Origin of the sequence: Nonomuraea sp. NPDC050733, assembly GCF_040654215.1 — a bacterium.
In the GTDB taxonomy this organism is placed as follows: Bacteria; Actinomycetota; Actinomycetes; order Streptosporangiales; family Streptosporangiaceae; genus Nonomuraea.
On sequence record NZ_JBFAHO010000006.1, the window covers coordinates 90,363 to 111,902 of the forward strand.

Below are 21,540 nucleotides of genomic sequence, written 5' to 3' on the forward strand. Positions count from 1 at the left end.
CGGGGAGGGTCAGATGCCGTGGATGCGGCGGCCCGTGAGCTGGTGCGGGACGATGCGGATGTACAGGTCGCGCCGGCCGCCCGCCCACGGCGTGACCCCCGTCCCCGTGACCGCGGGCAGCTCCTCCTCCGTGACGGGGTGGGCGGGGCCCTGCACCAGCACGCTCCACCCCTCGCGCCGCGCCTCGTCGATCTGGTCCACCTCGAACCCGATCGTGACCTCCGCCCCCTCCACACCCGTGCGCACCGCATGGTCCATCGCGCCGCCGTGGGTCGTGCGGAACACGACGGCGCCCTCCAGCAGCCGGAAGTTGACCGGCAGCACGGTCGGCCCCTCCGGGCCGCTGAAGGCCACCCGGCCGATGCCGCCCGACGCGATCAGGCGCAGGCACTCGTCGCGGCCGAGCTTCTCCAGCGTGGGTGAGGCCAGGGCGAGGCCATGGCCGGGCGGCCGGTCCGCCTCGCCGCCCAGCAGGTCGCTGGAGGTGACGCCCAGGGCCCCGGCCAGCCGGGTCAGTGCGCCGGTGCCGATGGTGTCGGGATGCAGCTCGACGTACTCGACGTAGCCGGGCGCCATCCCGGCGCGCTCGGCGAGCTGCTCGCGTGTCAGCCCACGCCGCTCGCGGTAGTAGATGATGCGGCGTCCGAGATCGCCGGTCATGGCCGTCCCCCCTGTCAGTCACCACGCGAGCCCGCGCCCCTCGCCGTACGCGCGGCGGCCGTGCCGGGGACGGTACCCCGCCACCCGGCGCCTGAGACATCCACCGCCCGCCGGGCCGGGGCGCCGGGGACCTTCGGTCCGGTGCGGCGGGACGTTCGCCGCTGACCGGTGGCGGGGGAGGGGAGGAGCGTGGGAGGAGGAAGAGAGGTGGGCAGCATGGCAATGGAAGTGAAGGACGTCATGGGCCGCGTGGCCATCGCCGTCCTGGAGGACGCGTCGTTCAGCGAGATCATCGGCGCCATGAAGCGGTTCGCCGTCGGGGCGGTCACCGTGATCGACGGCGAGCGGCGGCCCGTGGGCGTGGTGTCGGAGGACGACCTGCTGCTGAAGGAGAGCGACCCGCTGCGGCACAGCGTCTCGATGTTCGAGTCGCGCGGGCAGCGCCGCGACCACCACAAGGCGGCCGGGGTCACGGCGGCCCAGCTCATGAGCTCCCCGGCGATCGTCGTCACCCCGGGCATGCCCCTGCGGGAGGCGGCGCGGCTCATGCGCGACCGGCGCGTCAAGCAGCTCCCGGTGATCGACCCGGTCAGCGGGCGCGTCGCCGGCACCCTGCACCAGCGCGACGTGCTGCGCGTCTTCACCCGCCCGGCGGACGAGCTGCTGGCCGGGATCAGGGCCCAGGTGCCGGACCTTTCGTCGTACGCGATCGAGATCGAGGGCGGCGTGGTCACCGTGCGCGGCAGGTGCCGGCGCAGGTCGCAGGCCATCGCGCTGGCCGAGACCATCCGCGGCGTCGAGGGCGTGGTGGACGTCGTCTGCGAGGTGGAGCACGACCAGGAGGACGTCCTCATCGTGCCGCCGCTCTTCTGACCTGCCCCGGCGGCGTACGAGAAGAATCCTGGAAACAGGGTCGCGGGGATGTCGAGAACCCGCGGACGGCTCCGACCAAGCGGTGAAAGGCCGGCCGGCGGCACACCGGCCGGCGACCACACCGGCAGCAAGGAGCCAGCGCCATGCGGAAGATCCTCTACTTCGTCCACACCTCGCTCGACGGCCACATCGACGGCCCCAACGGTGAGTTCGACTGGCCGGCCGTGGGGCCGGAGCTGTTCGGCTTCTCCGACGAGCTGACCGCCCGCGTCGACACCTTCCTGTACGGGCGCGGGGTGTGGGAGGTCATGTCCGGCTACTGGCCCGACGCCGAACAGCACTCCGACGACGAGCACGACGTGAAGTTCGCCCCGCTCTGGAGGGCGATGCCGAAGGTCGTCTTCTCCACCACGCTGGACAAGGCCGACTGGAACACCCGGATCGTCAGCGCGAACCTCGCCGAGGAGGTCACCGCGCTCAAGCGGCAGCCCGGCAAGGACCTGCTGCTCCTCGGCGGTTCGGGGCTGGCGGGCGAGCTGGCGCGGCTGGGCCTGATCGACGAGTACCACGTCGTGGTGCACCCCGTCGTGCTCGGCGGCGGCCGGCGGCTGCTCCCCACGCACGGGGATCGGGCCGGCCTGCGCCTGACCGGGACGCGCACGCTCGACGGCCGCACGGTCCTGCTCCAGTACGTGCCCGCCGGGTCCGAGCCGGAGGCCGGGTAGGCCGGGCGCCTGCCGGCACCGGTCCGGCCGGCCCCGGCGGCGGGGCGCACGGCCCCCGCCTCCGGGACCTTCGGCCCTGCCCCGCGGGTCCCGTCCCGTGATGCGCTGGTCTCATCACCAGCGGGAGGTATCGCCATGATCATCAGTACGGCAGAGCACAGGGAGCGCGCCATCCAGGGAGCGCTCGAAGCGGCCCGCTGGGCACCGTCCGTGCACAACACCCAGCCCTGGAGCTTCGCCGTCTCCGGGAACGAGATCAGCCTGCGCGCCGACGTGGACCGCAAGCTGCGCCTGGGCGATCCGTCCGGCCGCGAGCTGCTCATCAGCTGCGGCGCCGCCCTGTTCACCATCCGTACGGCGCTGCGCTGCGAGGGCGTCGAGCCCGTCGTACGCGTCCTGCCGGACCCCGACCGCCCCTCGCTGATCGCCACGATCACCCTGGGGGAGCCGGCCGAGCCCGACGAGCGCGTGCGCGCGATGGGGCGGCAGATCGAGCGGCGGCGCACCCACCGGGCCGGGTTCACCGACCTGCCGGTACCCGAGCGGCTGCTGGAGGGCCTGGTCCGGGAGGCGCGGGACGAGGGGGCCAAGCTCACACCGGTCCGCGCCCCGGTCGCGGTGGCCATCCTCGCCGCCCTCACCCAGGCCGCCCAGGGCGCGCACTCGCAGGACCGCGTCCTCACCCTGGAGGTCATCCGGTGGGCCCGCCCGCCGGGCAGCTCCCGCAGGGACGGCGTGCCCGCCGAGGGCTACCCGCGCACGGCGCCGCCCACGGATCCCGACTTCCCGCAGCGCGACTACGCCTGGCGGCACGAGTGGGGCAGCCAGGCCGATCTCAGCCGCTCCAGCTCCGTCGGCCAGGTGGCGCTGCTCACCACGACGGGCGACACCCGCGAGGAGTGGATCGCGGCCGGGCAGGCCCTGCAGCGCGTGCTGCTGCACGCCTGCGCGCACGGCGTCAGCGCGGCCTTCCACACGCAGGCGCTGGAGGCGTACCACCTGCGCGAGTTCCTGAGGCACGAGCTGTGCTCCGGCGAGTACCCGCAGATGATCATGCGGCTGGGCATCACGTTCGACGACAAGGAGAGCGTCCGCCGGTCGCTGCCCGAGATGCTGCAGTGAGGGCCGGGCCGGCCCGCCCGGGGTGGGCGTACGCGCGTCGGGGTGCGAAACTGATCGTATGACGCGCGCGGAGCACCGGCCGCTGATGCCGAACATGCGCCTGGACGAGCTCCTCGCCGAGCTCCAGGTGCGGCTGGACGCGGTGCTGAGCACCCGCGACCGGGTCCACACCCTGCTCGAGGCCGTCGTGTCCGTCGGCAGCGACCTCGACCTGGAGACCGTGCTGCGGCGCATCGTCGAGACCGCCACCAACCTGGTCGACGCCAGCTACGGCGCGCTCGGGATCGTCGGCGAGCAGAGCACCCTGCTCCAGTTCATCCCCGTCGGGCTGACCGAGGAGGAGATCGCCAAGATCGAGCACTGGCCCCACGGGCTCGGCCTGCTGGGCCTGCTCATCAAGGACGCCAGGCCGCTGCGGCTCGGCCGCATCTCCGACCACCCCGAGTCCTACGGGTTCCCGCCGGGCCATCCGCCGATGGGCACGTTCCTCGGCGTGCCCGTACGAGTGCGCGACGAGGTGTTCGGCAACCTCTACCTGACCGAGAAGCGCGGCGGCGGCGACTTCGACGAGGAGGACGAGGCCATCGTCATCGCGCTGGCCACCGCCGCCGGCGTCGCCATCGAGAACGCCCGCCTGTACGAGGAGTCACGGCGACGAGAGACGTGGCTGGAGGCGTCGTCCGAAGTGACCACGAGCCTGCTGTCAGGGACGGACCCGCGTCAGGTGCTCGCCATGGTGGCCGCGCGGGCCCGGCAGATGACCGACGCCGACCTGGTGCAGATCCTGCTGCCCAACGACGACGCCCGCACGCTGCGGCCCGAGTTCGTCGAGGGCGACCTGCCGGCCGGCGCGGCGGAGCTGAGCTTCGAGCTGACCGCCACCGCCGCCGGAGAGGTGTTCACCAGCGGCCGGGCGATCACCGCGGGCGACCTGCTCGACGACGAGTCGCCGCTGCGCGAGCTGGGCTTCGGCCCCGAGCTGCTCATGCCGTTGGGCGGCGGGCAGGCCGTGCGCGGCGTGCTGGCCCTGGCCAAGCGGTCGGGGCGGCTGCCGTTCAGCGCCTCCGAGCTGCGCATGCTGGAGGCGTTCGGCGGGCAGGCGGCGATCGCGCTGGAGCTGGCCGAGGCGCGCCGCGACGCCGAGCGCCTGGCGCTGCTGGAGGATCGCGACCGCATCGCCAAGGACCTGCACGATGTGGTCATCCAGCGGCTGTTCGCCATCGCCATGACGCTGATGAGCACCGTGCGCCTGGTGGACCGCCCCGAGGCGTCGGGGCGGCTCCAGCACGCCATCGACGAGCTGGACGAGACGATCCGGCAGATCCGCTCGACCATCTTCGCCCTGCAGAACGCTCCCGACGTGGCCGCCCCGAGCCTGCGCGCCCGCGTGGTGGACCTGGTGGAGTCGGCGCGCGGCCATCTCGGCTTCATGCCGGGCCTGCGGATGGAGGGCCAGCTCGACCATCGCGTGCCCGACGAGGTCGCCGACCACCTGCTGGCCGTGCTGCGCGAGGCGCTGTCCAACGTGGTGCGTCACGCCAAGGCGTCCCGGGTGGACGTGTCGGTGGAGGTGGCGGACGACCGGCTGACGCTCAGGGTCGCCGACAACGGGGTGGGGATCATGGACGGCGGGCGGCGCAGCGGCCTGCGCAACATGGAGGAGCGCGCCGCCGGCCTGGGCGGCTTCTTCGAGGTCAGTTCTCCGGCGGGCGGCGGCGCCCGTCTCCGTTGGAGCGTCCCCGTATGACCTGTGTGCCGGTGACCTGCGGGCCGGCGGCCTCCCCGCCACGGGTGATCTGACGGCCCGTCACCTGCTCCACCTCCACCACGATGTAGTGGTTGCGCTCACCCGGCGCCCAGGAGGTCAGCCGCAGCCGCGAGAGCCGCTCGATCTCGGCCGGGTCCTGCACGGCGCGGGCGTGCCCCACGGCGGTCACCGACCATCCCGTACGCCGGTCCACGTCGAACTCGTCTGCCTCGAAGGCCACCACGGCGCGCCGCGTGGCGGCGGCCAGCTTCGAGCCCGGGCTGGTGCGGATCACCACCCTCTCCCCGTCGAGGTGGAAGGTGACCGGCTGCACCGCGGGCAGGGCGCGGTCGGTGAACACGATCCGCCCGATCGGTGCGCGGGACAGCAGGCACAGGCACTCCTCGCGCGTGAGCACCCGCAGTCCGGACGTGTCGAAGGTCTGCATGACTCCAGAATCAGTCGCGGGAGCCGCCGTCTTTTAGGGTCGAAGGTCCCTTCCTCGACGCCGATCGGCGTCGATCGGCACCGGCCCGGGGCGGCCCGCGGCGGTCAGTCGTGCCTGCCGGCCCGCAGGCGGGCGGAGAGCGCGGCGGCCTGGGTGCGGCGCTGCATGTGGAGCTTGGCCAGCAGGTTGGACACGTAGTTCTTGACGGTCTTCTCGGCGAGGAACAGCCGCTCGCCGATCTGCCGGTTGGTCAGGCCCTCGCCGATGAGGTCGAGGATGTGGCGCTCCTGGTCCGAGAGCGTGGCCAGCGGGTCCTGGCGGGTGGCCTGGTCGCGCAGCCGCCGGAGCATCGTCGCGGTCGTCTGGGGGTCGAGCAGCGACTGCCCGGAGGCCACCGTGCGCACCGCGCCGACCAGGTCGGAGCCGTGGATCTGCTTGAGCACGTAGCCGGCCGCGCCGGCCATGACGGCGTCGAACAGCGCGTCGTCGTCGGCGTACGAGGTGAGCATCAGGCACGCCAGCCCCGGCATCCGGGAGCGCACCTCCCGGCACACGTCCACCCCGCTGCCGTCGGGCAGGCGCACGTCCAGCACCGCCACGTCGGGCTTGAGCGCGGGGATGCGGGCGATCGCCGATTCGGCGGTGCCGGCCTCGCCGATCACCTCGATGTCGTCTTCGGACTCCAGCAGGGCGGCCACGCCGCGCCGGACCACCTCATGATCATCGACGAGGAACACACGAATCATGGCTCCGACGCTAACCGGTGGCTCCGGCTTCCGGTAGGGCAGAAGGTCCCTGATCGTGGCCCTCTGTCGTTGCTGCCACTTGCGCTCCCCCCGCGTGTCGCGTCGGCCTCCGCGCGCGTCCCCTCGCGTGGCGGCCGGCACGGGCGGGAAGGACCACGAGCGCGGGCCGGGGGAGGGTCCTGAGGGGAGGAACCATGATCATTGCTGGGGTGGACGGATCGCGGGCCGGGCTGGAGGCCACCGGTTGGGCGGCCGCCGAGGCGGCCCTGCGGGAGGTGCCGCTGAAGATCGTCCACGTCGTGCCGTCGTGGGCGTGCGAGCCCCGCCCCGGCCGGTACGCCGAGGTGGCCCGGTGGATGCACGAGGGCGGCCGGACCGTGCTGGCCGCGGCCGGGGAGCGCGCCCGGCGCGAGCAGCCGAAGGTCGCCGTCGAGACCGAGCTGCTGCCCGGCGACCCCCGCGCCGCCCTGGTGCGGGCGGCGGCCGGCGCCGAGCTGCTGGTCATCGGCGGCCACGGTCTCGGCGGCGTGCGCGGCATGCTCCTGGGGTCCGTGGCGTACGGCGTCGCCGGGCACGCGCCGTGCGACGTGGTCGTGGTCCGCGACCTGCCGGTGGCGCCGCGCGGCGAGGTGGTGGTGGGCGTGGACGGGTCGTCGGCGACCGCCCGGGTGCTCGACGTCGCCTTCGCCGAGGCGCGGCTGCGCGGGGCGAGTCTGCGGGCCGTCCACGCCTGGGTCTGGCCGCGGGCCGGCGGCTTCGACCCGGCCGACCAGGAGAGCGAGCGGGACGAGCTGGCCGCGCTGAAGGAGGGCTTCGCCGCCCGCCGGGAGCGCTTCCCGGAGGTCTCGGTGGTCGAGGAGGTCGTCCACGGGCATCCGGTCGCCGTGCTCCGGCAGGCCGCCGCCGGGGCCGACCTCCTGGTCGTGGGCTCCCACGGGTACGGCACGTTCACGGGCATGATGCTCGGCTCGGTGAGCCAGGGCATGCTGCACCACGCGCCCTGCCCGCTCGCCGTGGTCCGCATCCGCGCCTGACCGCCCGCCTGCTGTGCGGGGAGGGACTACATGCTGATTTCGTCGGGTTCTGTGGTGTATGGGGAGAATCCGTCGTGTTGTGTGGACTTTGCGCCGATTACGGCGGGGGCCCAGAAAGCCGATCTTCCTGTCGGCGGGCCGCAGTAGGATGGCGTCCGGACGCGACCCGTACGGCGTTCGGATCGAAGGAGGCGCCCCCGTGAGCGAGCTGGAGCGAGTGCCGCCCGGTGTCGACCCCCGCGTCCCGAGTGTCGCCCGCGTCTACGACTACCTGCTCGGCGGCAAGGACCACCTCGCGGTGGACCGCGCCTTCGCCGACAAGCTGCTGGCCGTCGCCCCCGAGACGCGCCAGGTCGCCCGGGCCAACCGGCTCTTCCTCGTCCGCGCCGTGCGCCATCTGGCCCGGCGGGGCGTGCGGCAGTTCCTCGACCTCGGCACCGGCATCCCCACCTCGCCCAGCGTCCACGAGGTCGCCCGCGAGATCGTGCCCGACTGCCGGGTCGTCTACGTCGACTACGACCCCGTCGTACGGCTCCACAGCGAGGTGCTGCTGGCCAGCTCGCCCGGCGTGGAGGCCGTCCAGGCCGACCTGCGCGAGCCCGGCGCCATTCTCGGCGACCCGCGCGTCACCCGCCTGATCGACTTCTCGCAGCCGGTCGGCGTGCTCATGGTCGGCATCCTGCACTTCATCCTCGACAGCGAGAACCCCGCCGGGATCATCGCCGACTTCCGCAAGTGGATGGCGCCGGGCAGTCACCTGGTCCTCACCCACGCCATGGCCGACAGCGCCCCGGAGGCCGTCGCCCAGCTCAGCACCGCGACGGCCGGCACCCCGGCGCAGTCGGTGTTCCGCACGCGCGAGCAGGTGCTGCGGCTGGCCGAGGGCTTCGAGCTCATCGGTCCTGGCCTGGCGCCGGTCCACGAGTGGCGGATCCCGGACGACGACGAGTACGAACCGCCGATCCCGCTGCTGGAAGGCGTCCCGGCCGTCCGCATCGACGCCGCCGTGGGCCGCGTGACCTTCTCGTCGGACTCCCCGGAGCCCGCCCGCCACTGACGGCGCCCGTTCCCGCCGGGACGTGTCCCTGGATCGGGCCCCTGGATCGGGTCCCCGCACGGGAACGGGCGGGGCTGGCGGCTCAGCGGTCGGCGCGCAGGCTGCCCACCGGGTGGGGGCCCTCGGTCTCCAGCCGGTACTCACGGCCCGACTTGTCGGCGTTCTCCCGGATGACCTCCTCCGACGGCGGCTTCTCGCGCCCCATCAGGGCCTCCTGCATCTTCTCGAACCGCTCGTGGGCGTCCTGGACGTACCCGGTGCCGAGCGTGGTGTAGTCGATCTGCGTGGCGATCAGCTCACGCAGGTAGGACTTGTTCGGCTCGAACGTGACCGGCGCGGGCAGGGCCGGCGCCACGACCTCCTCGGGGTCCCGGCCGTCGTGCCGCTTGAACAGCTCCGCGGCCAGGCGCAGGTGCTCCAGCTCCATGCTGAGGTGGAGCTCCCAGATGGCCTTCACCTTCGGGTCCGACTCGGTCTCCATGAACGAGTGGTACAGGTAGCACTCGTTGTACTCGTGGTTGAGCAGCATCTCCCACCAGGTCTCGCCGGGGTCGACCAGCGACTCGTAGTGGGTGACGTGCTCCTCCTCGATCAGCCCGATCTCCTGGTAGAGCCGGCGGGCGATCGGCTCCATGTAGGTGGGGCCGACGTTCATGTAGAAGTTCATGGTCTGCTGCTCGGCCGACATGATGGTCAGCGCGTGCAGCTTCGAGAGCGGCGCCGTGGAGCTTCGGTCGTACGGCTCGCGCACGTTGTCGACCGGGTCCCGGTGGTGCAGGTACGTCGGGCGGCCCGGCATGACCTCGGTGAGCTGGTCGACGATCTTCTCCGCCCTGCGGTGCTCGATCATCTCGTACAGGTTCGCGTACCGGTAGAGGTGGTCGAAGTCCTCCAGCACGCCGAACTGGTAGGCCTGCTTCAGGTACGGGTCCGGCTCCATCCGGGCCACCCAGGCGGTCAGGTCCACCGCCACCTGCTCGTACGCGATCGTGGTCTCCAGCACCGAGGCGAGACCGGGCAGCAGCCAGTTCACCGCCTTCTGCTGCTGCGCCTCGATGTAGCGGACCCGGGCGAGCTGCTGCTTGAGCTCCAGGTCCGGGCAGTGCCGGGCGAGCTGGTGGCTGAACATGATCGCCTCGACCTCGATGCCGTTCATCGTGATGATGCGGCACCGGGTGTAGGGATCGGAGTGGTCAGGGTCGATCGGGGTGACGTTGAGCTCACGCCAGTTGCGGAGCTGCCTGTCCAGCGGGATGCCGCGCTCCCGCAGCGGGTTGAAGGTCATGTGGTCGAGCTCCCCCGCTGTCGACGCATGAGTACGCCCGGCCTACCCGGGACCCCCGGAGGCAATCCCACGGCCGCGTCGGCAGTCGGTCACGCGCCCCTCGACCGGCGGCTCGGGCCGCTCACATGACCCGCTCATCTCGGTTGTCCGGACCGTGGTGACTGAGCGCGATTCTGGAGGGTAGCCGGACGGTGACAGTGCCCCGCCCTTTCTGGGAGGCCCTTCATGAACACCCCGAGTATGAAAGCGGACCGCACACCGGTCCAGCTCGCCGCCCTCGTCGTGGGTGCGGTGTTCCTGCTGGTCGGCGTTCTCGGCTTCATCCCCGGCATCACCACGAACTACGACGAGATGGCGTTCGCCGGCCACTCGAACGCGATGCTGCTGGGCGTGTTCCAGGTGTCGATCCTGCACAACATCGTCCACCTGCTCTTCGGCATCGCCGGGATCCTGCTCGCCCGCACCTGGAGCGGCGCGCGGGGCTACCTGATCGGCGGCGGCGTCATCTACCTGCTGCTGTGGATCTACGGGCTGCTCATCGCCAAGGACAGTGCCGCCAACTTCGTCCCGCTGAACACGGCCGACGACTGGCTGCACTTCATCCTCGGCGTCGCCATGATCGCGCTCGGCTTCCTGCTGGCGCGCCGCCGCGTCCTCACCAGGTGACGTCCGCGTAGTCGCCCCGGCCGGGGGCGAGGTCCTCCGGCCGGCGGCCGGGCCGCGACCGCAGCCGTCGCACGCTGTGCGCCGCGAGCCTCAGCCGGTGTCCCGCGTACGGCACTCCGCCGCCCAGCGCGGCCGCCACCGCGAGCCAGGCGCACGTGGCCCGCTCCAGCACCCACACCGGGGCGAACAAGGACGCGCTCCACGGGAACACCCGGCGGCCCCCGGCCCTGCGCCGGCCCACCTCCGCCAGGCCCACCACCAGCCCGGCCGCCACGGCCAGCGTGCCGAACCGGCGCCGGGCCAGCCCGGCGGCCACCGCCGGCAGCACCGACAGGAACACCGTCAGCCGCACGGGCTGCGCCAGGTCGTCGTACGCCTGCCGGACCCGCTGGGACCAGAACCGGGCGACGTCCGGCGGCAGGCGGCGCACGTACAGGCCGGGCGCGTGGTACTCCACCCCGCCGTGGGCGCGGACGGTGCGGATCAGCTCCAGGTTCTCGAACAGCACGTCGCCGTCGTAGCCGCCCATCTCCCAGAAGAAGGACCGCCGCAGCCCGAACGTGCCCGGGTAGTCGGCGCCGACGGCCCGGTTCAGCAGCGTCCGCGCGGTGTCCCAGCGGGCGTGCCAGGGGAGCGGGTCGAAGTGATTCTGCGGCCTGACCAGGTCGGCCCCGGCGAGCAGGGCGTCCATCCCGGCCAGCGCCGAGGCGTCGTAGCGGACGTCGTCGTCGGCGATCACCACGTGCGCCGCCCGGGCCAGCCGCAGGCCCGTCGTCACGCCGTTCACCTTGCCGTTGGCGAACCGCAGCCCGGGATCGGGGCGCACATGCGTCACCAGCGCGCGCCAGCGCTCCGCGTGCCGCTCGAACAACTCGTCGCGGCTGCCGTCCACCACGATCACCCGCGCGTGCCGCGACAGCTCGCGCAGGTAGCCGGTCAGCTCGTCCAGGCCGGAGTCGTCGTCCCATCGCAGGGGGAGCACGTAGTCGAGCACCGGCCGCGACGCCGGGCCGATCGTGCCGGTCGGGCGCGTCATGCGGTGCTCGCCACCGCGCTCCCCGCGCTGTCCGTGCTCTCCGTGGTCTCCGTGCTTCTCGTGCTCGTCGTGCTCTGTTCGTGGGGTACGGGCGGGTCCAGTGACGACGCCCCGCGCCGCCAGCACGCCATGACGTGCTCCGCCCACAGCCGGTCCAGCTCCAGCGCGCACGCCGCGCCGAACAGGATGTCCCCGGACAGCGCCGGGTCCTGCGCCGCCAGTCCCGCGCACAGGTCGTGCGCGGCGATCTGCTCGTGAACGGCGTCCGCCTGCACGTGCTCGTCGTAGAACCGGGCGGCCGTGGCGTCCCCGCCGAGCCGTCGCAGACCGTCGGCGTAGTGCCGGTTGGGCAGCGAGGACGTCATCTCCAGCGCCGCCAGGTGACCGGCCGCCGCGCCCCGCAGCCTGCGGTGCAGGCCGAACAGCGACATGGCGTTGGACACCGCCAGCGTGACGCCCGGCACCCGGCCGAGGTAGGCGCCGTAGGAGTCGTCCAGGCCGAGACCGCGCATGGTGGCCCGGAAGAGCTCCGCGTGCATGCGCTCCGTCCGGCCGCCGCCGTACTCGTCGGCCTGGATCTCCACCAGCGCCGCCTTGGGGCCGCCGCGCAGTCGCGGGATCGCCCACGTGTGCGGGTCGGCCTCCTTGAGGTGGTAGACGGACCGGTGCGCCACGAACTCCCTGAACTGCGCCAGCCCGGCGTGACGCCGCAGGTGCGCCGACAGCGACGGCCCCGAGCCGGGAGCGGTCAGCTCGGCCAGCGCCGCCCGCACCTTCCCGGGCGGCACGGCCACTGGCCGGGGCACCGCCCCGGCCAGCGCCTGCTCGAAGCGCCGTTCGAGGGCGGCCCGGAAGGCGAGCAGGGACGGCTCCCACTCCCAGCGCGGATCGACGTCGTCGAAGCCCTGGTAGTGCAGCTCGTAGCAGGCGAACAGGGCGAGCTGGAGGTCGCCGTCGGCCAGGTCGGCACCCGCCGGCCGGTGCGGGACGGCGGGAAAGCGGTCGTGGCCCGCCGCCGGCGCGCCCCGGAAGCGGTCCTGGTCTACCGGCGGCGCGGCGAGGCGGGCGAACAGGGCCGCGGTCAGAGGTCCGCGGGCGCGGGGCAGGCGCATCACGACTCCCCGGTCAGCCGGTAGACCGACACATGCCCCCGGCTGCCGTCGCCGAACGGCGTGCCCTCCCAGTCCGCCCAGCGCGACTCCAGCGTCATGCCGGCCAGGCGGCCCATCAGGTCCAGCTCGGCGGGCCACGCGTAGCGATGGTTGGCCGGCAGCAGCCGCAGCCCCTCGGCCGTCATGCGGACGCGGGTCGTGTGCATCATCTGCGTGGCGGGCGACAGGCGGGCCGCCTCGGCTGTGACGGCCTCCTCCGACAGGGACAGCAGCCGCAGCGCCGACCCGTCGGAAAAGCCGGTCAGGTCCGGCACCCACGCCTCCACGACGAACCTGCCGCCCGGCTCCAGGTGCCCGGCCGCGTTGCGGAAACACTCCACCTGCGCGTCCTGGGACGGCAGCGCGAAGATCGTGTTCGTGGTGAGGGCCACCAGGCTGAACCGGCCCTCGACCTGTGTGGCGGAGAAGTCGCCGACGGCCACGGGGATCCGGTCGCCCCCGGGCTTGCGTCTCAGCTCCGCGACCATCTCCGGCGACCCGTCGATCCCGGCCACCGTCAGCCCGCGGCCCGCCAGGGGCAGCGCGATGCGGCCCGTGCCGATGCCGAACTCCAGCACCGGCCCGCCACCGGCCAGCCGGTACAGCCGCTCGACGGCGGCCTCGGTCGGCAGGTCCCGGGCGGTGGCGTCGTAGATGTCGGCGATGCTCCGCCCGTAGGCGGAGGCGTCGAAAGCTGCCGCCATGAGACCCCCGTCCCTCACGTTTCCGCAGGTGATGCTGCCCCCGGCGGTCCAGGGCAAACGCCCCGCGGAGCCGCCGTGAAAGGGGAACGCCCCGCGACGGGAGTCCGTCGCGGGGCGTTCACGCGCCCAGGCCCGAGCGCGGGGGAAGGACCGTCCCTCCGGGGAGGGCACGGCGGCCGGCGGGCGTCAGCGGGCGGCGAAGTCCTGGGTCCAGTAGATCTGGCCCTTGGAGTTCTTGGCGGCGCCGACACCGATGAGCGTGTACTTGCAGTTCATGATGTTGGCCTTGTGGCCGGAGCTGTTCATCCACGCCTGGACCACCGAGGCCGGGGTCGGCTGGCCCATGGCGATGTTCTCCGCCCAGCCCGAGCCGCCGGTGAAGCCGGCGCCGCGGATGCGGTCCATGAAGCTGCGGCCGTCCTTGGAGGTGTGGCTGAAGTAGTCCTGCTCCGCCATGTCGGCCGAGTGGCCGAACGCGGCCTTGCGCAGCTGCGGGTCGTGCTTGAGCGGCTGGCAGCCGCCCTTGGCCCGCTCGGCGTTGGTCAGCCGGACGACCTCGTTCTCGTCCGCGGTGCCGACCGTGCCGGACGTCGCGGTGGAGGTGGGGGTCGGGGTGGAGGTCCTGGTGGAGGTCGGGGTGGGCCTCGGGGACGGCGTGGTGCTCGTCGTCGGCACCGAGGTCGAGGTCGGGGTCGGGGTCGGCTTGGTCGAGGAGGTGGCGGTGGGCGTCGGGGTCGCCGTCGCGCCGGGGGAGCAGGTCAGCTTGACCGCCTTGGACTTGCCGGCGTTGCCGCGGTAGTCGGTGGCCGTGGCGTAGTAGGTGCCGGGCACGCACGGCATCGCGACGGTGACGCGGCTGACCCGGCCCCGCGCGGCGGCGCTCTTGACGACCCGGTCGTCTCCCGGCACGGCGCGCAGGATGCGGACGCGGACCAGCCCGGGACGGGTGCACTCCAGCCGGGCGGCGGACGCCTGGATCCGGCCGGCGGAGGTGAGGGCGGGCTGGTTCACGGTCAGCCGGCAGGCGGCCAGGGTCGCCGACTCGGCGTGAGCGGTGGCCACGGGCGCGGACAGGGCCGCGACGCTGACGAGGCCGGCGAGTACCCCTAGGGGTCTACGCATATGGGGCTTCCCTCCAGTTTTGCGGTAAGGCTGGATGGACTCCGCATTCTGTCGGCATCTGACAGTCATGTCATGAAGTTTCAGATATTGGTTGGACGGAAGGGGCGAAAGTGACGGCGGGGGCGGTCGGAGGCGCGGTGCGGGGCGGCCTACGATGTGATCGTGACCAGCACCCGGCGTGAGGCACGCGCGGCCTCCCGCGGCGGCGCCGTCCCCAGCATCCGCGACGTCGCCGCCGCCGCGGGCGTGTCCCACCAGACCGTCTCCCGGGTCCTCAACGACTCGCCCCGGGTGAGCGCCGAGACCCGCGCCACCGTGCTCGCGGCCATCGACCGGCTCGGGTTCCGACCCAACCGCGCCGCGCGCGCCCTCGGCCTCGGCCGCGCCCACGGCGTGACCGTCGTCATGTCCAACACCATGCTGTACGGCTACGCCTCGACGCTCCAGGGCATCGAGGAGGCGGCCCGGGTGGAGGGCATGGCCGTGGGAGTGCGCGTGGTCGAGTCGGAGGCGCCCGGCGACGTCAAGCAGACCGTCGACTACGTCAGCGATCCCAGCGCGGGGGCCGTGGTGGTCATCGCGTTCGACCCGTCCGGAGCCGCCGTGCTGGAGGCGCTGCCCCGGCACGTCCCCGCGGTCGCCGCCACCGAGCCGACCGCCCCCGACACGGGCCGCGTCGCCATCGCCCTGGACGATCGCGGCGCCGCCGCCGACGCCACCGGCCACCTGCTCGGGCTCGGGCACCGTACCGTCCACCACGTCGCGATCCCCTCGGAGGGCCGCTCCGGCGGGCGGCACACCGGCTGGCACGACGCGCTGCGGCGGGCGGGCGCGCCGGTGCCGGACGTGATCGACTGCGGCTGGGACATCGCCGCCGCATACCAGGCCGGACGGCGCCTGGCCGCCGACCCCGAGGTCACGGCCGTGCTGTGCGGCAACGACGACATCGCCCAGGGCGTACGCCGGGCCCTGTACGACGCGGGCAGGGACGTGCCCGGTGACGTGAGCATCGTCGGCTTCGACGACATCCCCGGCTCGGCCTTCTGGACGCCGGCGCTGACGACGGTGCGGATGGACTTCGCGGGGCTGGGCAAGGCGTGCCTCCGCGCCGCGGTGGCCGAGCTCCTGGTCCAACCCCAGCCGACCCTCACCCTGACCCCGCCCCGCCTGATCATCCGCGAGTCCACAGCCCCTCCACGCCCGTCCCGCGGATAGCCGCCCACCCGCGACCGCGGGCCGAGACCCGTACGACCGAACGCTGATCGAGCTGGTCGCGCTGGCCTGGCTGCTGGCCAAGGGCGAGCACATCGCCCCGATCCCCGGCACCAAGCGGGTCTCCCGGGTGGAGGAGAACATCGCCGCCGACGGCGTCGAGCTGACCGCCGAGCAGCTCGCCAGGCTCGACGCCCTGCCCCCGGCGGCCGGCGACCACCACAACGAGCAGCAGATGCGCATGATCGAACGCTGACACCGCAGCGGACGGAAAGAACGAGATCCGCCGGTCCCGCCGTCGCGTCACCGGCGGAACCGGCGGTCCCGGCAGGCGGCGTCCCCACCGCGGGGCTCCCCGGAAACGCGGTGGTAACAATCCGGCAAAGAAGGGTTCCTCTTTGTCCGTGTTACCGCTCACACTTACGCCACGGAGTGATGTGACCGGTCACATGGATCGTATCCGAGGAGATGTGTGATGCCCGCTGACGTGATCCAGACCTTGCGCTGGGGCCATGACGCCCTGACGGTGGTGGTGGAGATCCACCCCGACCGGGCGGTGGCGTTGCGGCGGCTGGCGCCGGGCGGAGCGGCCGGGCCCGCGGGGGCTCCGGCGCAGCCGCTGGTGGAGGTGCTGCTCCCGGGCACAGGCCGGGCGCGGGCGTCGCAGCGGTTGTCGGAGACCGCCGTGGGCTGCCGCCTGAGGTACGCGGGGGCCGAGCAGTCCCGCGAGGGCGGCTGGCACGTGCTGCGGCTCGCGATGCGCGACGACGCCTCCGGCCTGGCCGCCGAGCTGACGCTCCGCTCGTACGAGGGCGTGTCCGCCTGCCGGGCCCAGGTCCGGGTGACCAACCAGGGGACGGCCCCGGTGCTGCTGCTGGCCGTCACCTCGTTCGCGGCGGGTTTCCTGGGCCGCCACGCCGGCGACCTCGACGTCCTGTACGCCGACAGCGAGTGGCTGGGGGAGAGCCGCTGGACCCGGCGGCCCCTCGGCGAGCTGGTCCCGGCCCTGGGACTGGAGGGCCATGGGCAGCACGGCCGGGGCGCGTTCGCGCTGACCAGCTCGGGCACCTGGTCGAGCGGCCGGCACGTGCCGATGGGCGGCCTGGTGGACCGGGTCACCGGCGAGACATGGGTGTGGCAGATCGAGCACAACGGCGCGTGGCGCTGGGAGACGGGCGCGCGGCAGGACGGCGTGTACGTCGCCGTGAGCGGGCCCACCGACCTCGACCACCAGTGGAGCCAGAGCCTGGCCCCCGGCGAGTCGTTCACCACGGTCCCCGTCTCGGTGGCCGTCGCGGCGGGGAGCGGCGCCGGCCTGGAGGAGCGGGACGGGCTGGAGGAGGCGGTCGCCGCGCTGACCGCGCACCGCCGCGCGCTGCGCCGCCCGCACCCCGACCGCGACACGCTGCCCGTCGTCTTCAACGACTACATGAACACCCTCATGGGCGACCCGACCACCGCCAGGCTGCTCCCGCTGGTCGAGGCCGCCGCCTCCGCCGGGGCCGAGGTCTTCTGCGTGGACGCCGGCTGGTACGACGAGGACGGCGGCTGGTGGGACAGCGTCGGCGCCTGGCGGCCGTCCCGGACCCGGTTCCCGGGCGGCGTCGAGGAGGTGCTCGGGCACATCAGGGCCCACGGCATGACGCCCGGCCTGTGGCTGGAGCCGGAGGTGATCGGCGTGCGCAGCCCGATGGCCGACGAGCTGCCCAAGGAGGCGTTCCTGCAGCGCGGCGGCGAGCGGCTGGCCGAGCACGGCCGCTACCACCTGGACCTGCGCCACCCCGCCGCCGTCGAGCACCTCGACGGCGTGGTGGACCGGCTGGTGGGGGAGCTGGGCGTCGGCTACTTCAAGCTCGACTACAACATCAACCCGGGTGCGGGCACCGACGTGGACGCCACCAGCGCCGGCGCGGGCCTGCTCGCCCACAACCGCGCCCACCTGGCCTGGATCGACGGCGTCCTGGACCGGCATCCGGGGCTGGTGCTGGAGAACTGCGCGTCGGGTGCGATGCGGATGGACTTCGCGATGCTGTCGCGGCTGAACCTCCAGTCCACCAGCGACCAGGAGGACTTCCTGCGCTACCCGCCGATCGCCGTGGCCGCGCCGCTGGCGATGACGCCCGAGCAGGCCGCCAACTGGGCGTACCCGCAGCCGGACATGACGGACGAGGAGGTCGCGTTCACGATGTGCACCGGCATCCTCGGCCGGCTCTACCTGTCGGGCCACCTGGACGCGATGAGCCCGGAGCGGCTGGCGCTCGTGCGCGAGGGAGTGCGGCTGCACCAGGCGCTGCGGGCCGACCTGGTCGCGTCGGCGCCCTGCTGGCCGCTCGGGCTGCCCGGCTGGGACGACCCGTGGCTGGCGCTGGGCCTGCGCGCGGGCGACGTCACGCATGTCGGCGTCTGGCGGCGGCCCGGCGCGGACGAGGACGCCGTCCTGTCGTTCCCGCACCTCGCCGGCCGCCAGGTCGAGGTACGGATCGCCTACCCCCGACAGGCGACGGGCTGGGAGCACTCCTGGAACCCCGTGACCGGCGAGCTGACCCTGGCCTGCGCCGTCGCCGCCCCGACCGCCCGCGTCCTCCAACTCCGCGAGCTCCCGCTTCAGTAACACCCCATCTGCCCCCCAATGGGACTGTCCGGCACGATAGTGGCGGACACGGACAAAGGAACCACACCGTGAAACTGGCACCGCGCGTCACCACCGCCGCCACCGTCGCGGCCACCGCACTGCTCGCCCTCACCGCGTGCAGCGATCCCGCCTCCGGGCCCGCGCCCGCGGCGCCGGGCGCGACCGCCGCGGCCTGGCCGTCCCCGACGGGGCGGCTCGACGGGGTCACCCTCACCATCTGGGCCGCGCAGAACAGCACCACCGTGCCCGAGCAGGTGACGGCCGCCTTCTCCAAGGCCACCGGCGCCAAGGTCGACGTCGTCACCATCCCCGACCCGTACGAGCAGGGCGTGCAGACCAAGGTGGCCACCGGCGACAAGCCCGACCTGGCCTTCTGGCAGCCCACCGCGTCCATGCTGACCGCCCTGAACGCCCGCGCCAACCTCCAGCCCCTCGACGACGCCCCCTGGCTGTCGTCGCTGTCGCCCGAACTGCGCGACATCACGGGACTGCTGGACAAGACCCGCTACGCCGCGCTCGTCACCAGCCCGGCCGTCGAGGGCGTCTACTACAACAAGGAGGTCTTCGCCGCGGCCGGCGTCAAGGGGACGCCGAAGAACTTCGACGAGATGCTCCAGGTCGCGCGCACGCTCAAGGGCAAGGGCGTCACCCCCTTCTTCGAGATGGCCGGCGACAAGTGGGCGACCCAGTGGTGGGTGCAGGTGCAGCTCGCCGACGCCGCCCGCGACGGCCTCTGGGACCGGGTCAACTCCGGCAAGGAGACGTTCGAGGACAAGACCATCCTGGACGCGATCAAGAAGTACAAGGCGCTGATCGGCGAGGGGCTGTTCAACTCCGACATCAAGACCGCCACGTTCGAGGACCAGGGCGAGGCGCTGCTGTCGGGCAAGGCGGCCATGGCCGTCCAGGTCAACTCGTTCTTCGGCCAGCTCCAGGCCAAGGCCGACACGGCGACGCTGGACAAGAAGATCGGCTTCTTCCCGATCTCCCCGTCCGGCAACGTCGGCACCTTCATCCCCGACCAGTCCAACGCCCTGGTCGCCTTCAGGACCGGCGACGCCAAGCGCGAGGCCGCCGCCCGCCAGCTCCTCGCGTACTGGATGGGGCCCGGCTACCAGGAGTTCGTCACGGCGCGCAAGACCGTGTCGCTGGAGACCGACGTGCCCACCCCGGCCGGGGTGCCGCAGGCGCTGCTCGACGTGCACAAGTCGCTGGGCGGCGCGGTCGGCTCGATGCAGGCGCTCGCCGTGGCCAACCCCGACCTGTACCTCAACCTGGCCGACATGATCACCGGCAGCCTCACGCCCGAGCAGGTGGCGGCGGCCACGCAGAAGCAGTTCGCCCAGCTCGCCAAGGCGGCCGGCGCCTCCGGCTTCTGACCCCCATCCCCCAGGCGAGGAGCGACCCGTGCCGACCGAGACGCGCGCACCCGACACCGCCGCCCGGCCCGTGCCCGCCCGCCAGGCGCGCCCGAGCCGGCGGGCCACCCCCGCCGGAGCGGGACGCCGTACCCACCCCATGTGGTTCCTGGCGCCCGCCTTCGCGATCCTGTTCGTCTTCTTCTTCCTGCCCACCCTGTTCAACTTCGTCTACGCCTTCACCGACTGGTCCAGCTTCAAGAGCGACATCCGCCCGGTCGGCTGGGACAACTTCGCCGACCTGCTGTCCGACGGCACCATGTGGGGCGCGCTGCGCGTCACGCTGGTCTACGCCGTCCTGGTCGCGGTGTTCCAGAACCTGTTCGGCTTCGGCCTGGCCGTCCTGCTGGAGCGCGACACCTGGCTCAACCGGGCAGCGCGCCTGGTGTTCCTCATCCCGGTGCTCATGTCGGCGCTGGCGGTCGGCTACGTCTTCCAGGCGCTGCTCAAGCCCGACGGCAGCCTGAACGACCTGCTCGGCGGCCTGCTCGGCACGCCGGTGACGATCCCGTGGCTGGGCGACACCACCTGGACGCTGGTCGTCGTCGCGGTCATCCACGCCTGGAAGTGGATGGGCCTGTCCATGCTCATCTACCTGGCCGGGCTGAAGACGATCCCCGAGGACGTCACGGAGGCGGCCCGCATCGACGGCGCCACCGGCCGGCAGGCGTTCTGGTCGATCCGCTTCCCGCTGCTGGCACCGGCGGTCACCTTCAACGTGGCCACCGCGCTGCTGGGCTCCATGAACGGCTTCGACATCGTCCAGGCCACGACCGGCGGCGGCCCGGCCCGCAGCACCGAGATCCTGAACATCTTCATCTACCGCACCTTCGGCCAGGGCCTGTTCGCGCAGGCCACCACGATGAGCCTGGTGCTGTTCCTCATGGTCGCGCTGCTGGCCTTCCCGGTCATCCGCGGCCTGCGCAAGAGGGAGGAGATCCTGTGACATCCCCCGCCCGGGGCGTGGCGGCGCGGCTGCGGCCGCTGGTCGTCGTCGCCCTCGTCGTGCTCGTCATGGGCCTGCCGCTGTGGCTGATCGTCGTGACGGCGGCCAAGTCCCAGAGCGAGGCCCTGTCGCCGGACCTGTCCCTGCCGTCCCGGTGGCTGCTCTGGGAGAACCTGGCGCAGGTGTGGCAGCAGGGCGACGTGCCGAAGGCCTTCCTCGGCAGCGTGCTGGTCGTCGCGCCGTCGGTCGTGCTGGTGCTGACGTTCGGCTCCATGGCGTCGTGGGTGCTGGCCCGGCGGGCCACCCGCCTCAACGCCGTCCTGTACGCGTTCGCGATCAGCGGCATCGTGCTGCCCCCGGCCGTGGTGACGATCGTGCTGCTGCTGCGGCAGCTCGGCCTGGCCGGCAGCGCCGTCGGCATGGTCGGCGTCTACGTCGGCATCTACCTGTCCACGGTGATCTTCTTCGTCACCGGGTTCGTGCGCACGGTGCCGCTGTCGATCGAGGAGGCGGCCCGCATGGACGGGGCGGGCCCGGCGCGCGTGTTCTTCTCCGTCATCCTGCCGATGCTGCGGCCCGTGCTCGCGACCGCGACGATCCTCATCTGCCTGTACGTCTGGAACGACGTCTTCTACGCCTTCTTCGTCGTCGGCGGCCGGCTCGACACGCTGCCGCTGAACCTGTTCCAGGTGGCCAACGCCGGCCTCTACCTCAACAACTGGCACCTGATCTTCGCGTACATCATCCTCATGAGCCTGCCCCTGCTGGTGGTGTTCGCGGTGGCCCAGCGGCGCATCATCTCCGGCATCACCGGCGGCGCGGTCAAGTGACGGCGGTCAGGTGACGGCGGTCAGGTGGCGGCGGTCAAGTGACGGCGGGCAAGTGGCGGCGGTCAGGTGACGGCGCGCATGGGAAAGGGCGGGCCGTCCGGCCCGCCCCTCGCCCGGTGCGACAGG

At 72.9% G+C, this 21,540-nt stretch carries 21 protein-coding genes; 13 read left to right on the plus strand and 8 right to left on the minus strand.

What is annotated here, in order from left to right; all coding sequences use genetic code 11:
* Positions 1 to 9 precede the first annotated feature (9 nt).
* Entirely contained in the window at positions 10 to 660 is a 651-nt protein-coding gene (locus tag AB0H64_RS13905; RefSeq protein ID WP_357623687.1) for a pyridoxamine 5'-phosphate oxidase family protein, read from the minus strand.
* Positions 661 to 876: 216 nt separating this feature from the next.
* Here AB0H64_RS13905 and AB0H64_RS13910 point away from each other — a divergent pair, with 216 nt between their 5' ends.
* The 4 genes from AB0H64_RS13910 to AB0H64_RS13925 all read left to right on the plus strand — a co-directional run bounded on the left by AB0H64_RS13910 (position 877) and on the right by AB0H64_RS13925 (position 5,127).
* Positions 877 to 1,533 carry a CBS domain-containing protein gene (locus AB0H64_RS13910; protein WP_357623688.1) on the plus strand — a complete coding sequence of 219 codons (657 nt, stop codon included), beginning with the start codon at positions 877 to 879 and terminating at the stop codon, positions 1,531 to 1,533.
* 143 nt (positions 1,534 to 1,676) lie between these two features.
* A complete protein-coding gene (locus tag AB0H64_RS13915; RefSeq protein ID WP_357623690.1) occupies positions 1,677 to 2,258 on the plus strand; it encodes a dihydrofolate reductase family protein in 582 nt (193 codons plus the stop codon).
* A 135-nt stretch (positions 2,259 to 2,393) separates the two neighbouring features.
* On the plus strand, positions 2,394 to 3,380 hold the full coding sequence (locus tag AB0H64_RS13920) for a hypothetical protein (RefSeq protein WP_357623691.1): 987 nt from the start codon (positions 2,394 to 2,396) through the stop codon (positions 3,378 to 3,380).
* A 58-nt stretch (positions 3,381 to 3,438) separates the two neighbouring features.
* Entirely contained in the window at positions 3,439 to 5,127 is a 1,689-nt protein-coding gene (locus AB0H64_RS13925) for a GAF domain-containing sensor histidine kinase (RefSeq protein ID WP_357623693.1), read from the plus strand.
* Here the strand turns inward: AB0H64_RS13925 and AB0H64_RS13930 are convergent.
* On the minus strand, positions 5,075 to 5,575 hold the full coding sequence (locus AB0H64_RS13930) for a pyridoxamine 5'-phosphate oxidase family protein (RefSeq protein ID WP_357623695.1): 501 nt from the start codon (positions 5,573 to 5,575) through the stop codon (positions 5,075 to 5,077). The genes AB0H64_RS13925 and AB0H64_RS13930 overlap by 53 nt on opposite strands.
* Positions 5,576 to 5,679: 104 nt before the next feature.
* Positions 5,680 to 6,321, minus strand: coding sequence for a response regulator transcription factor (locus AB0H64_RS13935; protein WP_357623696.1), 642 nt, complete (start codon positions 6,319 to 6,321; stop codon positions 5,680 to 5,682).
* A 194-nt stretch (positions 6,322 to 6,515) separates the two neighbouring features.
* Between AB0H64_RS13935 and AB0H64_RS13940 the strand changes: the two genes are divergently transcribed.
* Together AB0H64_RS13940 and AB0H64_RS13945 are read left to right on the plus strand one after the other, a co-directional pair.
* Complete coding sequence (locus tag AB0H64_RS13940) at positions 6,516 to 7,355, plus strand: universal stress protein (RefSeq protein WP_357623697.1); 840 nt, start codon at positions 6,516 to 6,518, stop codon at positions 7,353 to 7,355.
* Between the two features lie 199 nt (positions 7,356 to 7,554).
* Positions 7,555 to 8,412 carry an SAM-dependent methyltransferase gene (locus tag AB0H64_RS13945; RefSeq protein WP_357623698.1) on the plus strand — a complete coding sequence of 286 codons (858 nt, stop codon included), beginning with the start codon at positions 7,555 to 7,557 and terminating at the stop codon, positions 8,410 to 8,412.
* 82 nt (positions 8,413 to 8,494) lie between these two features.
* Here AB0H64_RS13945 and AB0H64_RS13950 read toward each other — a convergent pair whose 3' ends face one another.
* Positions 8,495 to 9,697: a hypothetical protein gene (locus tag AB0H64_RS13950; protein ID WP_357623699.1), complete on the minus strand. Its 1,203-nt coding sequence runs from the start codon at positions 9,695 to 9,697 to the stop codon at positions 8,495 to 8,497.
* 225 nt (positions 9,698 to 9,922) lie between these two features.
* Here AB0H64_RS13950 and AB0H64_RS13955 point away from each other — a divergent pair, with 225 nt between their 5' ends.
* Positions 9,923 to 10,363: a DUF4383 domain-containing protein gene (locus AB0H64_RS13955; protein ID WP_357623701.1), complete on the plus strand. Its 441-nt coding sequence runs from the start codon at positions 9,923 to 9,925 to the stop codon at positions 10,361 to 10,363.
* Here the strand turns inward: AB0H64_RS13955 and AB0H64_RS13960 are convergent.
* From AB0H64_RS13960 to AB0H64_RS13975, 4 genes are all read right to left on the minus strand, one after another.
* A complete protein-coding gene (locus tag AB0H64_RS13960; RefSeq protein ID WP_357623702.1) occupies positions 10,353 to 11,399 on the minus strand; it encodes a glycosyltransferase family 2 protein in 1,047 nt (348 codons plus the stop codon). The genes AB0H64_RS13955 and AB0H64_RS13960 overlap by 11 nt on opposite strands.
* Positions 11,396 to 12,511 carry an iron-containing redox enzyme family protein gene (locus tag AB0H64_RS13965; RefSeq protein WP_357623704.1) on the minus strand — a complete coding sequence of 372 codons (1,116 nt, stop codon included), beginning with the start codon at positions 12,509 to 12,511 and terminating at the stop codon, positions 11,396 to 11,398. Before AB0H64_RS13965 ends, AB0H64_RS13960 begins: the two co-directional genes overlap by 4 nt.
* Positions 12,511 to 13,254, minus strand: coding sequence for a class I SAM-dependent methyltransferase (locus tag AB0H64_RS13970; RefSeq protein WP_357623705.1), 744 nt, complete (start codon positions 13,252 to 13,254; stop codon positions 12,511 to 12,513). Before AB0H64_RS13970 ends, AB0H64_RS13965 begins: the two co-directional genes overlap by 1 nt.
* Positions 13,255 to 13,440: 186 nt before the next feature.
* Positions 13,441 to 14,376, minus strand: a complete 936-nt coding sequence (locus AB0H64_RS13975; RefSeq protein WP_357623706.1) for a CAP domain-containing protein — start codon at positions 14,374 to 14,376, stop codon at positions 13,441 to 13,443.
* A 162-nt stretch (positions 14,377 to 14,538) separates the two neighbouring features.
* Here AB0H64_RS13975 and AB0H64_RS13980 point away from each other — a divergent pair, with 162 nt between their 5' ends.
* The 6 genes from AB0H64_RS13980 to AB0H64_RS14005 all read left to right on the plus strand — a co-directional run bounded on the left by AB0H64_RS13980 (position 14,539) and on the right by AB0H64_RS14005 (position 21,414).
* A complete protein-coding gene (locus AB0H64_RS13980) occupies positions 14,539 to 15,591 on the plus strand; it encodes a LacI family DNA-binding transcriptional regulator (protein WP_357623707.1) in 1,053 nt (350 codons plus the stop codon).
* Positions 15,592 to 15,643: 52 nt separating this feature from the next.
* On the plus strand, positions 15,644 to 15,844 hold the full coding sequence (locus tag AB0H64_RS13985; protein WP_357624063.1) for an aldo/keto reductase: 201 nt from the start codon (positions 15,644 to 15,646) through the stop codon (positions 15,842 to 15,844).
* A gap of 219 nt (positions 15,845 to 16,063) precedes the next feature.
* The gene (locus AB0H64_RS13990) at positions 16,064 to 18,199 is read left to right on the plus strand and encodes an alpha-galactosidase (RefSeq protein WP_357623708.1); all 2,136 of its coding nucleotides are present in this window, start codon (positions 16,064 to 16,066) and stop codon (positions 18,197 to 18,199) included.
* Positions 18,200 to 18,267: 68 nt separating this feature from the next.
* Complete coding sequence (locus tag AB0H64_RS13995) at positions 18,268 to 19,599, plus strand: extracellular solute-binding protein (RefSeq protein WP_357623710.1); 1,332 nt, start codon at positions 18,268 to 18,270, stop codon at positions 19,597 to 19,599.
* Positions 19,600 to 19,627: 28 nt separating this feature from the next.
* Positions 19,628 to 20,584 (plus strand): sugar ABC transporter permease, encoded by a 957-nt coding sequence (locus tag AB0H64_RS14000; protein ID WP_357623711.1) that lies wholly within the window; start codon positions 19,628 to 19,630, stop codon positions 20,582 to 20,584.
* Complete coding sequence (locus tag AB0H64_RS14005) at positions 20,581 to 21,414, plus strand: carbohydrate ABC transporter permease (RefSeq protein ID WP_357623713.1); 834 nt, start codon at positions 20,581 to 20,583, stop codon at positions 21,412 to 21,414. Before AB0H64_RS14000 ends, AB0H64_RS14005 begins: the two co-directional genes overlap by 4 nt.
* Positions 21,415 to 21,540: the final 126 nt, after the last annotated feature.

Bases quoted from the DNA above. Each gene is read 5' to 3' on its own strand.
- AB0H64_RS13915 (WP_357623690.1), top strand. From the start codon at position 1,677: ATGCGGAAGATCCTCTACTTCGTCCACACCTCGCTCGACGGCCACATC.
- AB0H64_RS13990 (WP_357623708.1), top strand. From the start codon at position 16,064: ATGCCCGCTGACGTGATCCAGACCTTGCGCTGGGGCCATGACGCCCTG.
- AB0H64_RS13940 (WP_357623697.1), top strand. From the start codon at position 6,516: ATGATCATTGCTGGGGTGGACGGATCGCGGGCCGGGCTGGAGGCCACC.
- AB0H64_RS13920 (WP_357623691.1), top strand. From the start codon at position 2,394: ATGATCATCAGTACGGCAGAGCACAGGGAGCGCGCCATCCAGGGAGCG.
- AB0H64_RS13950 (WP_357623699.1), bottom strand. From the start codon at position 9,697: ATGACCTTCAACCCGCTGCGGGAGCGCGGCATCCCGCTGGACAGGCAG.
- AB0H64_RS13960 (WP_357623702.1), bottom strand. From the start codon at position 11,399: ATGACGCGCCCGACCGGCACGATCGGCCCGGCGTCGCGGCCGGTGCTC.
- AB0H64_RS13905 (WP_357623687.1), bottom strand. From the start codon at position 660: ATGACCGGCGATCTCGGACGCCGCATCATCTACTACCGCGAGCGGCGT.
- AB0H64_RS13935 (WP_357623696.1), bottom strand. From the start codon at position 6,321: ATGATTCGTGTGTTCCTCGTCGATGATCATGAGGTGGTCCGGCGCGGC.
- AB0H64_RS13925 (WP_357623693.1), top strand. From the start codon at position 3,439: ATGACGCGCGCGGAGCACCGGCCGCTGATGCCGAACATGCGCCTGGAC.
- AB0H64_RS13975 (WP_357623706.1), bottom strand. From the start codon at position 14,376: ATGCGTAGACCCCTAGGGGTACTCGCCGGCCTCGTCAGCGTCGCGGCC.
- AB0H64_RS13955 (WP_357623701.1), top strand. From the start codon at position 9,923: ATGAACACCCCGAGTATGAAAGCGGACCGCACACCGGTCCAGCTCGCC.
- AB0H64_RS13965 (WP_357623704.1), bottom strand. From the start codon at position 12,511: ATGCGCCTGCCCCGCGCCCGCGGACCTCTGACCGCGGCCCTGTTCGCC.
- AB0H64_RS13930 (WP_357623695.1), bottom strand. From the start codon at position 5,575: ATGCAGACCTTCGACACGTCCGGACTGCGGGTGCTCACGCGCGAGGAG.
- AB0H64_RS13910 (WP_357623688.1), top strand. From the start codon at position 877: ATGGCAATGGAAGTGAAGGACGTCATGGGCCGCGTGGCCATCGCCGTC.
- AB0H64_RS13970 (WP_357623705.1), bottom strand. From the start codon at position 13,254: ATGGCGGCAGCTTTCGACGCCTCCGCCTACGGGCGGAGCATCGCCGAC.